Origin of the sequence: Nocardiopsis trehalosi NBRC 14201 (assembly GCF_001552555.1) — a bacterium.
Classification (GTDB): domain Bacteria; phylum Actinomycetota; class Actinomycetes; order Streptosporangiales; family Streptosporangiaceae; genus Nocardiopsis_B; species Nocardiopsis_B trehalosi.
Genome location: NZ_BCRK01000166.1, coordinates 1 through 13,619, shown reverse-complemented (window position 1 = coordinate 13,619; position 13,619 = coordinate 1). Strand labels below are relative to the sequence as shown.

The 13,619-nt window shown below is 77.1% G+C and carries 12 protein-coding genes; 5 read left to right on the top strand and 7 right to left on the bottom strand.

Annotation, left to right across the window (positions count from 1 at the left end; all coding sequences use genetic code 11):
• The coding region (locus tag NT8_RS22460) for a helix-turn-helix transcriptional regulator (RefSeq protein WP_157515939.1) at positions 1-525 on the top strand (525 nt) is incomplete at its 5' end.
• Here the strand turns inward: NT8_RS22460 and NT8_RS22455 are convergent.
• Both NT8_RS22455 and NT8_RS22450 read right to left on the bottom strand, forming a co-directional pair.
• Positions 483-1,229, bottom strand: a complete 747-nt coding sequence (locus NT8_RS22455) for a YdcF family protein (protein ID WP_084469184.1) — start codon at positions 1,227-1,229, stop codon at positions 483-485. The two genes, NT8_RS22460 and NT8_RS22455, sit on opposite strands and share 43 nt — an antisense overlap.
• A 35-nt stretch (positions 1,230-1,264) precedes the next feature.
• Positions 1,265-1,708: an SMI1/KNR4 family protein gene (locus tag NT8_RS22450; protein ID WP_067973245.1), complete on the bottom strand. Its 444-nt coding sequence runs from the start codon at positions 1,706-1,708 to the stop codon at positions 1,265-1,267.
• 329 nt (positions 1,709-2,037) lie between these two features.
• Between NT8_RS22450 and NT8_RS22445 the strand changes: the two genes are divergently transcribed.
• Together NT8_RS22445 and NT8_RS22440 are read left to right on the top strand one after the other, a co-directional pair.
• A complete protein-coding gene (locus NT8_RS22445; RefSeq protein ID WP_067973242.1) occupies positions 2,038-2,778 on the top strand; it encodes a hypothetical protein in 741 nt (246 codons plus the stop codon).
• A 206-nt stretch (positions 2,779-2,984) separates the two neighbouring features.
• Positions 2,985-3,950 carry a hypothetical protein gene (locus NT8_RS22440; protein WP_067973239.1) on the top strand — a complete coding sequence of 322 codons (966 nt, stop codon included), beginning with the start codon at positions 2,985-2,987 and terminating at the stop codon, positions 3,948-3,950.
• A gap of 71 nt (positions 3,951-4,021) precedes the next feature.
• Here the strand turns inward: NT8_RS22440 and NT8_RS22435 are convergent, their stop codons facing one another.
• The 3 genes from NT8_RS22435 to NT8_RS22425 form a co-directional block, all read right to left on the bottom strand.
• On the bottom strand, positions 4,022-4,771 hold the full coding sequence (locus NT8_RS22435) for an SDR family oxidoreductase (RefSeq protein WP_067973235.1): 750 nt from the start codon (positions 4,769-4,771) through the stop codon (positions 4,022-4,024).
• 145 nt (positions 4,772-4,916) lie between these two features.
• Positions 4,917-5,939, bottom strand: coding sequence for a LacI family DNA-binding transcriptional regulator (locus tag NT8_RS22430; protein WP_067973233.1), 1,023 nt, complete (start codon positions 5,937-5,939; stop codon positions 4,917-4,919).
• A 502-nt stretch (positions 5,940-6,441) separates the two neighbouring features.
• Positions 6,442-7,545, bottom strand: a complete 1,104-nt coding sequence (locus NT8_RS22425) for a hypothetical protein (RefSeq protein WP_067973225.1) — start codon at positions 7,543-7,545, stop codon at positions 6,442-6,444.
• A gap of 244 nt (positions 7,546-7,789) precedes the next feature.
• Between NT8_RS22425 and NT8_RS22420 the strand changes: the two genes are divergently transcribed.
• Positions 7,790-9,067: a sensor histidine kinase gene (locus tag NT8_RS22420; RefSeq protein WP_067973223.1), complete on the top strand. Its 1,278-nt coding sequence runs from the start codon at positions 7,790-7,792 to the stop codon at positions 9,065-9,067.
• Positions 9,019-9,660 (top strand): response regulator, encoded by a 642-nt coding sequence (locus tag NT8_RS22415; protein ID WP_067973222.1) that lies wholly within the window; start codon positions 9,019-9,021, stop codon positions 9,658-9,660. Before NT8_RS22420 ends, NT8_RS22415 begins: the two co-directional genes overlap by 49 nt.
• A 17-nt stretch (positions 9,661-9,677) precedes the next feature.
• Here the strand turns inward: NT8_RS22415 and NT8_RS22410 are convergent, their stop codons facing one another.
• Positions 9,678-11,648, bottom strand: a complete 1,971-nt coding sequence (locus tag NT8_RS22410) for an AMP-dependent synthetase/ligase (protein WP_067973221.1) — start codon at positions 11,646-11,648, stop codon at positions 9,678-9,680.
• Positions 11,649-11,914: 266 nt separating this feature from the next.
• On the bottom strand, positions 11,915-13,180 hold the full coding sequence (locus NT8_RS22405; protein WP_067973220.1) for a multidrug effflux MFS transporter: 1,266 nt from the start codon (positions 13,178-13,180) through the stop codon (positions 11,915-11,917).
• Positions 13,181-13,619 lie beyond the last annotated feature (439 nt).

The window sequence follows — 13,619 nt, the reverse complement described above, 5'->3', positions numbered from 1 at the left end:
GGGGAGCGGCTGCGGCTCGACTACCGCGACCACGCGGGCGCGGTCACCCGGCGCGACGTGGAGCCCTACCGCTTGGTCAACTGGGGGCGGCGCTGGTACCTGGTGGCGTGGGACCGCGACCGCGCCGACTGGCGGACGTTCCGCGTCGACCGGGTGACCCCCCGCACCCCCGCCGGGCCGCGGGTGCCGCGCCGCGAGCCGCCGGGCGGCGGCGACATCGCCGCCTACGTGTCGCGCAACGTGTCGGCGGCGGCCTGGCGGTACCGGGCGCGGGTGACCGTGCACGCGCCGACGGAGGAGGTCGCCGAGCTGATCAGCCCGGCCGTGGGCGTGGTCGAACCGGTCGACGCCCGCACCTGCGTGCTCGACACCGGCGCCTCCAGCGTGGAGGCCCTGGCGGTGCACCTGGGCCTGCTCGGCCGCGACTTCGAGGTGGTCGACCCGCCCGAGCTGGTGGCCCATCTGCGGGAGCTGGCGCGGCGCTACGCCCGCTCGGTGCCCGACGCGCCCGCCGGACCGGGGTGAGCCGCCGGCGCGGCCGACCCGGCCGGCCGCACGAGGTGGTCGGTGTACCCGGCGGCGACCAGGGCGTCGAACGCGTCCCGCACCTCGGGGGGTACCGGCACCGGCGCGCTCCACCCGCGTTCGGCGTAGACCTCCAGCCGCTGGAGGTCGCCGACGAGGAAGTGGATGAGTTCGGCGGATGCGGCGGGGTCGCCGGCGTGGTCGGCGTAGCCGCCGGGGAAGGTGCTGAACGTCCAGCGGACGCCGGGCCAGTGGACGGCGGCGGTCGCCAGCGCACGCCGGCCCATGTAGGGCTTCGCGGTGACGACCGCCGTGGCGGGGAAGAGCCCCCGTTGCGCGCACAGCGCGCGGCTGCGGGTGAAGTTCTCGGCGGTGTTGGTGGCGCGCGGCTCGCGCAGCAGGGCCGGTTCGGGCACGCCTCCGGCCGCCTGGGCGGCGCGGGCGAACTCCTCGGCCTCGGTGCGCTCCCAGCGGGGGTGGCCGAGCCCGCCGTTGGTGCGCCGCCCGCGGTCGCCCGAGCAGACGACGACCGGGGCCGCGCCGGCCGCCCACAGCCGCCCGGCGTGCGCGCCGACCCGCAGGTCGTGGCTGCCCAGGGCGAGGATCAGGTCATGCCGACCGGGGTCGGGGGCGGCGGGGCCGGTGTGGAAGTCCCACAGCAGCCGGGCCCGCGCGTGCGCCTCGTCGTCGGGGATCGCGTCCACGCCCGCAGCCTAGCGGGGCGGGGCGGGGCGCGGGCTCAGCGGAACCAGCCGTTGCCCTGGGTGAAGCAGCGGACCAGGTAGTCGCGGAGCGACACGACCGCGAGCCGGCGGCGGTCGGTCTCGTGGTCCCAGACCACGATGCCGGGGCCGTAGTCGGTGTGCACGTAGGCGAACTGGGGGCCCATGTCGCTGTCGCCGAAGAAGATCATCTCGTCGAACGGGGCGTACAGCTCCAGGTAGTCGGGTTCGGAGCGCATGGCGAGGTTGTCCTCGACGAGCCGTTCGGCCGACCACACGACCGCGTCGCCGTACTCGTTGCCGACCCCGTCGCACTCGCGCAGCAGGGAGGCCAGCTCGAAGGGCAGCGGGAGCGCCAGGGCCTTCTCGACCTCGGCGAGCATCACCTCGTCGGCCGGTCCGGGCAGCTCCGCTTCGGGGTACAGGTCACCGATCAGTTCACGCCACACATAGTGAATCATCACAGGTCGTGCCAAGCCACGGGAAACCGGCGGCCGCGAGTTGCGGTATTTCCCCCGTGATTTCCGCCGGTGGCGGCCGCATCCGGCCGACCCGCCGCCGGGCGGCCCACCCGCGCGCCCCCGCTCCCGCCCGCCCACGGGACCGGCGGGCCGGAGGCGCGGGCGGCCGGAAGTGGACAGGGGCGGAGGGTGGGGGCGCCGCGCGGGAAGGGCCTGCGGGGACGCCGGAACGGCGGCGAGCGTCCCGGAGGGGGAGACCGCGCCCGGAACCCGCGCCCCGTGCCCGGCGTCTCACCCGCGTCTCCACCCCCGGCACGAGCGGAGGCCCCATGGACACCGTCACCGCGCTGTCCGCCGCCGCCGCGGGCGTCGGCATGCTCGTGGGCGCCGCCGTGCTGCTGCTGCGGCTGCGCGCCCACACCGCGCTCCCCCGCCTGGGCGTCGACGCCGCGCTGGCCCGGGGCGGCGCGGGCGCGGCGGTCGTCCTGGGCCGGGCGGAGCCGGACGGCGGTGAGCCGCTGCGCTCCCCCGTCTCGGACCGCCCGTGCGTGTGGTGGGAGCTGGAGGCGGCCGTGCTGCCGGGGCGCGGCTCCGCCGCCCTGCTCACCCGGCGCACCACCGCGTCGTCGGCCGTCTTCCTGCTCGCCGGGGCGACCGGGCGGGTGCGGGTGCACCCGGCGGGGCTGCGCCGCCACCGGCGGCTGCGCGGGACCCGGGTGGACGAGGTCCCGGCCGACGCCCCGTCCCCGCACCTGCGCCCGCACGTCACCGGCCGCATCGCGGCCCGCTTCCCGTGGCTGGCGCCCGGACCGGGGGCCGTGGCGGCCCGCTACACCGAATGGCTGGTCGAGGAGGGGCGGGAGGTGGCCGTCACGGGCCACCTGTTCACCGGCGGCGGCGGCGCGGTGGTGGCGCACGGCGCGGGGGCGCGGCGGGGCGTGTTCGCCGTCGCCCCGGCCGAGGCGGTGGCGGCGCGCACCCGGCTGCTGGGGGCGGGCGCGGCCGCCCTCGGCGCGGGCGGGACGCTGTGCACCACGGCGGCGCTGTTGGCCGCGGGCCTGCCCGGCTGACCCCGGCCGCGCCGCTCCCCGATCGGCCACGCGGGGCCGGGCCGCAGCGGGGCCGCCGCGCCCCGGCGCGTCGCGGACCGTGGCGCGCCTTCGTGCGCGTTTGCCCGGGAAACACCCGAAGCCGAGGTCCGTGCGACATCCGCCCCCCATCCGGCTCAATGAACCCCATCATCCCCCTGCTCGGTCCGCTACGCCGGAGGGAAACCATGCCGATACGCCACCACGCCCGCACGCGGTCGCTGACCGCCGCCCTGGCCGCGCTCGTCCTCGGGGCGACGGCGGCACCCGCGGCGGCGGACGCCTACCCGGGGCACACCGCCAGCCGCTACGTCCAGCTGGCGGGCAGTGCCGCCGACGCCACCGCCGCCCGCGACGCCGGATGCGCCGAGGGCCGCACCGGCCGCACGGGGGTCCGCGTCCTGTTCTTCGGCACCCAGGAGAAGGGCGGCCGCCTGCGCCACCCGGGCACCACGGCGGCCGACAAGGGCGAGCGGGTGCCCGCCTCGACCGCCACCGCCGCCGCACGGGCGTGGGTGGAGGGCTTCACCGAGTGCCGGACGGGCGGCGCCGAGGCCGACCTCGCCCTGGGCGTGAACAACAAGTCCGACGGCGGGGTCAGCGGGGCCGACGCCGGCCGCGCCTGGGCCGACGTCGTGAACGACGCCGCCGGCGCCTCGACCGGCGCCGTGTCCGTGGTCGGCGCCGTCGACGCCGAACCCGCCTGGTCCTCCCCGGCGTGGGCGCGCGACTGGGTGAAGGCGTTCACCGGCGCCAGCGGCCGCACCCTCTACGCCGCCAACTCCGCCGACGGCTGCCCGGCGTACGGGTCGTCGTCGGAGTCGTGCAACAACGGGTGGAAGCTGGCGGACCTGCACTACGTGGCGACCGGCGCCGCGCCGACCGTGGTCGCGCTGCCGCAGATCTACCGCACCGACGGCATCCAGGCCCGGCAGTGGGCGGCCATCAGCGCGTGGGGCGCCACCAAGGGTCCGGGCCCGGTGCGGTTCGCGGGGGCGATGTCGCAGCACACCGCGTGCCAGCAGCGGGGCGGGTGCACGACCACCGGCAACACGCCGCAGCAGGCGTGGACCCAGCTGCACGACGAGCTGAACGCGCACCGGGAGACGCGGGTGGCCTCGCTGCCCTTCGCCACGGACATGCGCTGGCCCTGACCGGTCCGCCGCCGCGCGGGCCGGAGCCGGGCCGGGCCGGCGCGGGCCGTCCGGCCCCGTGCGGCGCCGCGTCAGCCGCGGCCCAGGTGCGGCATCGCCGTCGCCGTCACCGTGAGGAACGGGACGTTGGCCGACAGCGGGAGGCCCGCCATGTAGCGGACCGCGTCGGCCACGTGGGCGGCGTCGAAGGTCGGTTCGGCGCGCGTCGACCCGTCGGCCTGCAGGGCGCCCGCCGCGATCCCCGACGTCATCTCGGTGGCGGCGTTGCCGATGTCGATCTGCCCGCACGCGATGCCGTACGGCCGGCCCTCCAGCGCGATCGCCTTGGTCAACCCGGTCACCGCGTGCTTGGTGGCGGTGTAGCCGATGGCCAGGGGGCGCGGCACCTGCGCCGAGATCGACCCGTTGTTGATGATGCGCCCACCGGCCGGGTCCTGCGCGCGCATGGCGGCGAACGCCTCGCGCGCGCACCAGAACGCGCCGGTGAGGTTGACGTCGACAACGGCCCGCCAGGCGTCGTCGCCCACCTCGTCCAGCGGGGTGGGCGGCGGCATCGCTCCCGCGTTGTTGAAGAGCACGTCGACGCGGCCCCAGCGGTCGCGCACCGCGGCGAACAGCGCCCGCACCGCGTCGGGGTCGGCCACGTCGGTGGGGACGGCGAGCGGTTCGCCGCCCGCCGCCGCGACGAGGTCGGCCGTTGCGCGCAGCGCCTCGGCGCGCCGCCCGGCCAGGGCGACGGCGTAGCCGTCGGCGCCCAGCCCGCGCGCCACCTCCCGGCCGATGCCGCTGCCCGCTCCCGTGACCACCGCGACCCGTACCACCGCTCGCTCCCCTCGTCGGCGCCGTGCCCCGGCAGCCTAGCCGCCCGCCGGGCGGCCAGGCACCCGGTCCACCCCGCCGGGCCCGCCGGCCGGGGCGCCGGACACCGCGCCCGGCGCGCCGTTCAGGGGGCCCGGCGCCCGCCCGTCACCCGGCGGGGGTCCCGAGGACCGGGCCGGTGGAGGAGCGCACCACGAGTTCGGGGCGGAACACCAGTTCGCCGGGCTGGGGGCCGCCCCCGGCGATGCCCTCCATCAGCGAGGTGACGGCCGCCTGGCTCATCTCGCGCACGGGCTGGCGGACGGTGGTCAGCGGCGGGTCGATGTAGGCCATGAACGCGGAGTCGTCGAACCCGACCACCGACACGTCGCCGGGCACGTCCAGGCCCCGGTCGCGGGCCGCCCGGATGGCGCCGATGGCCATGGTGTCGCTGCCGCAGCAGACCGCCGTGCAGCCCGCGTCGAGCAGCCGGGCCGCCGCGGCGTGGCCGCCCTCGACGGTGAACAGGGTGTGCTGCACCCACGCCTCGGGCGGCGGGCCGCCCGCGATCTGGGCCATGGCCCGGTCGTAGCCGGCGCGCTTGCCGATGGAGGGCACGTAGCGGGACTGGCCGAGGGCGAGGCCGATCCGGCGGTGGCCCAGGCTCGCCAGGTGGCGCACCGCGAGTTCGGTCGCCATCTCGTCGTCGGTGGAGATGAACGGGGCCGCCACCCCGGCCTGCACCCCGTTGACCAGGACGATCGGCAGCCGCCGGCGCACCAGCCGCCGGTAGCGCTCGGGGTCGGCGAGGGAGTCGGCGTGCCGACCGGACACGAACACGATGCCGGCGACCCCGCGCTCCAGCAGCAGCTCGGTGTAGTCGTCCTCGCTGATGCCGCCCGGCTCCTGCGTGCACAGCACGCTGGCGTAGCCGTGGCCGATCAGCCCGGATTCGATGAACTGGGCGAACGTGGGGAAGATGGGGTTGCTCAGCTCCGGCACGATGAGCCCGATGAGCCCCGCCCGGTTCAGCCGCAGCCGGGCCGGGCGCTCGTAGCCGCACACGTCCAGCGCGGTCAGCACGGCCTGCCGCTTGGCCGCCGACACCCCGGGCTTGCCGTTGAGGACGCGGCTGACGGTGGCGACGCTGACCCCGGCCTGGGCGGCGATCTCGGCGAGTTTGGCGCTCATCTGGCTCGTGTTCGCGGCCCCGGCCGCGCACCCGGGAGGGCGGGACCGGCCGGCGCCGCTCCTCCTCACAGGTGTCGTGGCCGGCGCGCGACCCCGGACCCGCGGGCGGTCGCGGCGCGCGGACCCGCCCCCGGCGCCCCCGGCCGCGCCCCGCACCGGAGTCGCACCCAGGAACTCTACCGACTGCGCCCGCCGCCCGCCCCTCCCGGCGTCCCCGCTCCCGCCGGGGCGGCCGACCCGGTCGGCGCCCGGATCGGGGGCGACCCGGGCGCCGGCGGCATCCGCGCGGCCCTTATGCGCCTCCCGCTGCGGCGGCCGCCGCAGCGGACGGGGCGCCGGTCCACGGCCGGCCCGACGCGGTACGGAATCGGCGCCCGGCGCCCGATCCGCCACCAGCGGGCCCCGCCGCCGCCCCAGCCCGCCGCCCGTCGCGGGCGGCGGGCCGTCGCGCGGACCGGGCCGCGCGGGCGCCCGGCGCTCCCACCGGGACCCCGAGGCCGCGTCAGGCGCGGACGGGACCGCCGGCGGGCTCGGGCAGTCCCCGGCCGCACGCGGCGCAGACCCCGCGCCGCCGCAGGGCGTAGGCGCCCGCGGCGACCGCCAGCGCCACGCCCCACGGCAGGAACGACGCCGTCCCGGCCGCGCCCAGCCACCCGGCCCAGCCCGACACCGGGCCGAACCCGCCCGACAGCAGCACCGCGAAGACGCCCCGCCCCGCGATGACGAGGACCGTCGCCGCCACCGCCGCGGGGACCACGGCGGCCGCGACCGGGACGCGCCGGCCGGCGAGACCGGGGAGCAGGCGCGGGAAGACGGTCCCCCACGGCCGCACCAGGCCGACCATGAGCACAGCCCCGCAGATCCCGGCGCAGCCCAGGCCCACGCCGACGAGCAGGCCGACCGGGTCGGTGCGAAATGCCGCGAAGTCCTCCGCCGACATGCTCATGGGCAGCCCGAACAGCCACGGGATGCGGTTGATCGGGTAGGCGAGGGCGCAGGCGACCCCGACCACGGTCGCCACCAGGCCCCACTGGCGGGCCCGTTCGCGCGTCGCGGCCCACACCGCCGGGTCCGCGCCGGTGCGCCCGCACCGCCCGCACGCCCCCCGGGTGCGCCGCCGGTGGGCGAGGGCGGCCGCCGCCCACACCGCGCCCAGCGCGACCGCGGCCGCCTGGGCGGCCATCGGCCAGGTGAGGAACTGGTCGGCGTAGCGCTGCCCGGCGTCGTCGACGGCGACGAGCAGGACGGGCATCAGCGGCAGGTAGCCGAGCGCCATGAGCAGCCGGACGTCGGTGACGACGAGCAGGCCCGCCGCCGCCAGCAGCCAGGCCGCCACCTCCACGGCGCGGGCGGCCCAGCGCGGGGCGCCGCGCCACGCCGCGGCGGCGGCCACGGCCACCCCGGCGGCGCCCGCCGCCGCGAGGGCGGTGCCGCCCGCCCCGGCCCCGGCGCCCGCGACCAGGCTGCCCGCCCCCGCCAGGTCGTCGCCGCCGAACGGGTATCCGGCGCCGCCCGCGGCCCACCACACGCCGGCCGCGCCCACCGCGGCCGCCCCCGTTCCGGCGGCCGCCGCCGCCCACCGGGGCCACCCGTACCATCCGTCCACGCCCGCCACCTCCGGATATGATCCAGCGGGACCGGTCCGGCCCGCTTCCCCGAGGTTCTCGCGGGCCGGCCCGCGCCGCCTCCCCGCGCCGGGGGAGCCCGCTCCCCCGCGCGGGGGAGCCGCCCCCGGGCGCCCCCGGGGCCCACCGTCCACAGGGGACCTGGCACCACTGCCGCGGGGCCGCAGTTCGCCGACAATGGAAGACACCACCCGCGACCGCGGCGCCACGCCCGGAAGGACCCCCATGGCACGTACCCACGACCCGCAGCAGCCCCGCAGGTTCGACCTGCTGGTGTGGTCGCTGCTGCTGGTCTCGCACGTCGCCGCCGGCGCCGTCCTGCTGGCGCTGTTCCTCGTGGCCGTCGTGCTGTCGGTGGTCTGGGTGGGGCTGCCGCTGCTGGTCACCATCACCCGGCTGGTCCGCGTGCACGCCGACACCCACCGCCGGCTGGTCGGCCGGTTCCTCGACGACGGCCGCCCGGTGCCCTCCCCCTACCGCCCACTGCCGGAGCGCGGGCTCAGCGCGCAGATCTCCGCCGTGGTCACCGACCCCACCACCTGGCGCGACCTCAGCTGGCTGACGGTCAACAGCACCGCGGGCGCAGTGCTCGTCGCGGTGCCCGGCGCGCTGCTCGCGCACGGCCTGCACAGCGCGGTGTTCCCGCTGACCTGGCGGTGGGAGACCAACTGGTACGCCCTGGGTCCGGTGGCCGGGCAGGGCGACGCCAACCGGGCGCTGCTCACCGCCGCCCTGCTCCTGCTCGCCGCCTGGGTGCTCACCCCGGCCGCCCTCACCGGCTACGCGCGCCTCAACCGGATCATGCTCGCCCCCACCGAGAAGGCGCGGCTGGCCGCCCGGGTGGCCCACCTGGCCACGTCGCGGGCCGAGACCATCGACGCCCAGGCGTCCGAGGTCCGCCGCATCGAGCGCGACCTGCACGACGGCGCCCAGGCCCGCCTGGTGGCGCTGGGCATGAGCCTCGGCATGGCCGAGGAGATGCTGGACAACGACACCGACGCCGCCCGCCGCATGCTCAGCGAGGCCCGCGAGGCCACCCGGCAGGCGCTCACCGAGCTGCGCGACCTGGTGCGCGGCATCCACCCGCCGGTGCTGGTCGAACGCGGACTCGACGGCGCGGTGCGGGCGCTGGCCGTCACCCAGCACCTGCCCATCTCGGTCGACATCGACCTGCCGGGCCGGCCCGCCGACCCGGTCGAGTCCGCGGCCTACTTCGCCGTCGTCGAGATCCTCACCAACGCCGCCAAGCACGCCGGGGCCGAACGCGCCTGGGTCCGCATCAACTACGGGCGCGGCCGCATGGTCGTCCTCGTCGGCGACGACGGCCGGGGCGGCGCCGACCCCGCCAAGGGCACGGGGCTGCGGGGCATCCGTCGCCGACTGTCCGCTTTCGATGGGACCATGAACGTCGTCAGCCCGGTCGGCGGGCCGACGATCGTCACCATGGAGCTCCCGTGCGCGTTGTCATCGCCGAAGACCTCGCTCTCCTCCGCGACGGACTGATCCGTCTGCTGCAGGCCCACGACTGCGAGGTCGTCGCGGCCGTCGAGAGCGGCCCCGAACTGCTCGCCGCGCTGCTGGAGCACCGCCCCGACGTCGCCGTGGTCGACGTCCGGCTGCCGCCCACGTTCACCGACGAAGGGCTCCAGGCGGCCATCGAGGCCCGCCGCCAGGTGCCCGGCCTGCCCATCCTGGTGCTCTCCCAGCACGTCGAGCAGCTCTACGCGCGCGAGCTGCTGTCCGACGACGGCGGTGCGGTGGGCTACCTGCTCAAGGACCGCGTATTCGACATCGGCCAGTTCATCGACGCCGTGCGGCGGGTGGCGGCGGGCGGCACCGCCATGGACCCCGCCGTCATCTCCCAGCTCCTGGCCAAGCACGACGACGGCCCGCTGGCGGCGCTGACCCCGCGCGAGCGCGAGGTCCTGGGCGAGATGGCGGAGGGGCGCTCCAACTCCGCCATCGCCGGCCGGCTGTTCATCACCGACAAGGCCGTGAGCAAGCACATCAACAACATCTTCACCAAGCTCGACCTGCCGCCCTCCACCGACGACAGCCGCCGCGTGCTGGCGGTGCTGGCCTACCTCAACCGCTGAGGGAGCGCGGCACCCGGTCAGTCGCGCTGGGTCTCGCGCATCCGGTACAGGCCGTCGATCTCCTCGGCGAACGCCCGCAAAACCGCGTCGCGCCGCAGCTCGCCGGTCGCCAGCACCAGGCCGCTGCGCGGGGTGAACTCCTCGGCCAGCACGTGGAAGGCGCGCACCGCCCACTCCGGGGGCACGGCGGCGTTGGCCTCGCGCACCCCGGCCTGGATCTCCCGGAGCAGGTCGGGGTCGTCGGCCAGCTCCTCGCGGGTGAGCGACAGCGGGCGGTTGTTGACCAGCCGCCAGTACTCCAGCTGGTCGGCGATCAGGGTGATCAGCGCGCTGGCGTAGGGCCGGCCCTGGCCGATGACGAGCACCTGGCTGACCAGGGGGTGGGCGCGCAGCCGCCGCTCCAGTTCGGCGACGGGGTCGACCGGCGCGGGCGGCGGGGCGGCGGGCGCCGGGGCGGGCGGCGCCTCGGCCGGGGGCGCGGCGGACCGCGCGGGCTCCGCCGCCGGGCGGGCGGGTTCGGGGGGCCGGACCGGTTCGGCCGGGCGGGCGGGTTCGGCGGCGGGCACGGCGGCGCGCCCGCCCACGGGGTCGGGGGCCGCCTGGGCGCGCACCCGCGCCAGGACCGTCAGGTGGCCGGCGCCGTCCATGCCGCCCGCGAACCCGGTGGCCAGCCAGCCCTCGTGGAACGCGGCGGCGCCGGCCTCGGGGTCGCCCCAGTAGCCGGGGAACACGCCGGGGCCGCGCACGTAGATCTCGCCGTCCCGGGCGATCCGCATCTCGACCCCGGGGAGGGGGCGGCCGCAGGTGCCGGCGCGGCGCTCCCCCGGGCCGTTGGCGGTGAACGCGCCGCCGCTCTCGGCGGTGCCGAACACCTGGAACACCGGCAGGCCCGATCCGGTGAAGAAGCTGTCCATGTGCTCGTCCAGGCGGCCGCCCGCGCACACGGCCAGGCGGACGCGGCCGCCCAGCGCGTCGCGGACGCGGCCGTACATCCACTCGTACATGGCCCGGGAGACCCGCCGCCAGGCGCCCTTGCGCGGCGACCGGTCGAAGTCGACGGCGAGGTCGGTGGCGGCGTTGAACGCGTTGAGGTGGTCCCAGCCGGCCTCGCGGGCGCGCGCCTTCTCCCGCTCGTAGACGGCGGTCAGCCCGTCGGGGCCGCAGACGAGCACCGTGGGCCGGAACGCGCGCACGCGGCGCGGCCACTGGGCGCCGCTGGGGGTGACGCCGACCCGGACCCCGCCCAGCACGCACGCGACGAGGGCGGCCTGGCCGGACACCTCCGCGAGGGGCAGCCCGATGAGGGCGCTGTCGCGGCCGGGTTCGCGCTCTTCGGCGGGGAGCAGGCGGTCGACGAGCCCCCCGGCGGCCGCCAGCAGGTTGCCGTGGGTCAGCACGGCGCCGCGCACCGGGCGGCGGGTGCTCATGGGGTAGGACAGCACAGCGGGGTCGTCGCGGCCGCTCTCCTCGCGGCGGAAGCGCACGGCCGAGGAGTCCATGTAGGCGCCCGGGCGGGCCATGGCGGCCAGCCCGTCCTCGTCCAGCCGCCAGGTGCGGGCGAGTTCGGTGAGTTCGGGCGACAGCGCGGAGACGACTCCGGCGTGGCGGCCGTCCTCGACCACGACGGCGGCGGGCGCGCAGTCGCGCAGGACGCGGGCGAGGCGGGCGGGGGACGCCTGCGGGGCGACGGGCACCAGGACGGCGCGCGCCGCCCACACGGCGAAGGCGACGACGATCCACTCGTAGCGGTTGCCGCAGGACAGGACGACCCGGTCGCCGGCGCCGACGCCGACGCCGATGAGGCCCTTGGCGACCGCGCCCACCTCGGTCAGGAAGTCCCCGGCGGTGACGCGGCTCCAGTCACCGTCCGTGTCGGCGCGGGCGAAGACCTCCGCGCGGGAGTCCGCGCCGCCGGTGCGGTAGGCGAGATCGGCCAGCCCCGCGAGCTCGCGGGCGCGCGCCGTTGCGGTCGACCGAGGCTGTGCCATGCCGCGTCCCCTCCACCCGTATGACCTCACATGTCAGCAGGACCTGCCCTACTGTGCACGCTCCGCTCACTCCACGGCAACCCGGAGACCCCGGCAAAAAACAACAAAAGACCGTGGACGCGTTGTTATCGCCCTTCCTGTCCGTTACCGCTCACCCGGCACATGTCCCCCGGCACGGAGGGTGACCGGTTCCGGACAGGCGGGTCCGGAGACGGGTGCGGCCCGGACGCATCGGCGTCCGGGCCACATCACTCCATCATCCGACGTCACACGGCCGCGTGGGCGACCCTGCGCGCCACGACGGCGAACACCGCGGTCGCCGCCAGGCCCACCGACACCATGACCACGGCCATGCTCGTCAGCGTGGCCTCGCCCGTGGCGGTCAGCCCGGCCAGGGCCGCCAGCCCGCCGCCGAGCGCGAACTGCAGCGACCCCATCAGCGCCGAGGCGGTGCCCGCGACGGACGGCGGCTGGCTGGAGATCGCGAGCGTCGTGGCGTTGGGGAAGATGAACCCCACGCTGAACATCATCACGAAGAACACCCCGGTGAGCAGCGGCAGCGCCCCCGTGCCGGGCACGCCGACCAGGGCCAGGGCGCCCAGCGCGAGCACCGACACCAGCGCGCCGGCCAGGCCCGCCGCCAGCCGCCGGGTGGTCGCCACCCGGCCGATGAGGAACCCGTTGACCTGCACCCCGATCATCAGGCCCAGGGTGTTGACCGCGAACATCAGGCTGAACTGCTGCGCGGTCGCGCCGAACTCGCCCTGCGACACGAAGGAGAACGCGGAGATGTAGGTGAACATCATGCCGAAGCTCAGCGCCAGGGTCAGCGCCGGGCCGATGAAGCGCACGTCGCGCAGCAGCCCGCCCACCGAGGACCACAGCCCGGCGAGGTTCATCCGGGGCCGCTGGTCGGCGGGCAGGCTCTCGGGCAGGCCGAAGTAGACGACGACCAGGCTCAGCAGCGAGACCGCCCCGAGCACGCCGAAGCTGAGCTGCCAGGGGCCGAGCAGCAGGAGCTGGCCGCCGAGGATCGGGCCGAGCAGGGGGGCCAGCCCGGTCACCAGCATCAGCCGCGAGAAGAACCGGGCGGCGTCGTCGCCCTCGAAGAGGTCGCGCACCACCGCGCGGGAGATGACGGCGCCGGCCGCGCCCGCGACGCCCTGGACGAACCGCAGCGCGACGAACGCCCCCGCCGACGGCACGAACATGCACGCGAACGAGGCGATCGTGAAGACGGTGACCCCGATCAGCAGCGGGACGCGGCGCCCCCAGGCGTCGCTCATCGGCCCGATGACGAGCTGGCCGAACGCCAGCCCGAACATGATCGCGGTGAGGGTGAGCTGGATCTGCGCCTGGGTCGAGCCCAGGTCCTCGGCGATGGCGGGGAACGCCGGCAGATAGAGGTCCGTGGCCAGGGGGCCGGTGGCCGTGAGGGTGCCCAGCACCAGCACGAGCAGCGCCACCGAACGGCGGGGGCGCGCCCGCGCATCGGGCGCCTCGGTTCCGGCGGGCGAACGGGTCAGCGACACGCGGGCTCCAATCCAGGGTGGCGGGGGGTGGCGGCCCCACCCGGCCGCCACCCCACTCCAACACACCCGTGGGACGGTCCCATCCGCCTACGGCCCGCCGCCAAACGTGATCTCCGTTACCAGCCCCGCCACCTGCGGTGACGCCCGGGGGCCGGTTCCGGGCGGCGGGGCCGCGATCACACGTGACGCAGCGCCCCCAGGTGGTGCCTGCGCGTCACGAGCACCCCCATGGCCACCGCGCACGCCAGCGCGCCCACGATGTAGGGCAGCGCCGGGTCGACCCGCTCCCCCCAGCGCCGTCGCGGCGAACGGGGCGACGGCCCCGCCCATCCCTACGCCTAGCAAGGCTGACTCATTAAATCTTGGCACGGAGCCCATCTGAAACCCCTTTATTCGGCCCCACCCGCACGCCCGCCCCCCGCCCCCGCCGCTCCCGGGC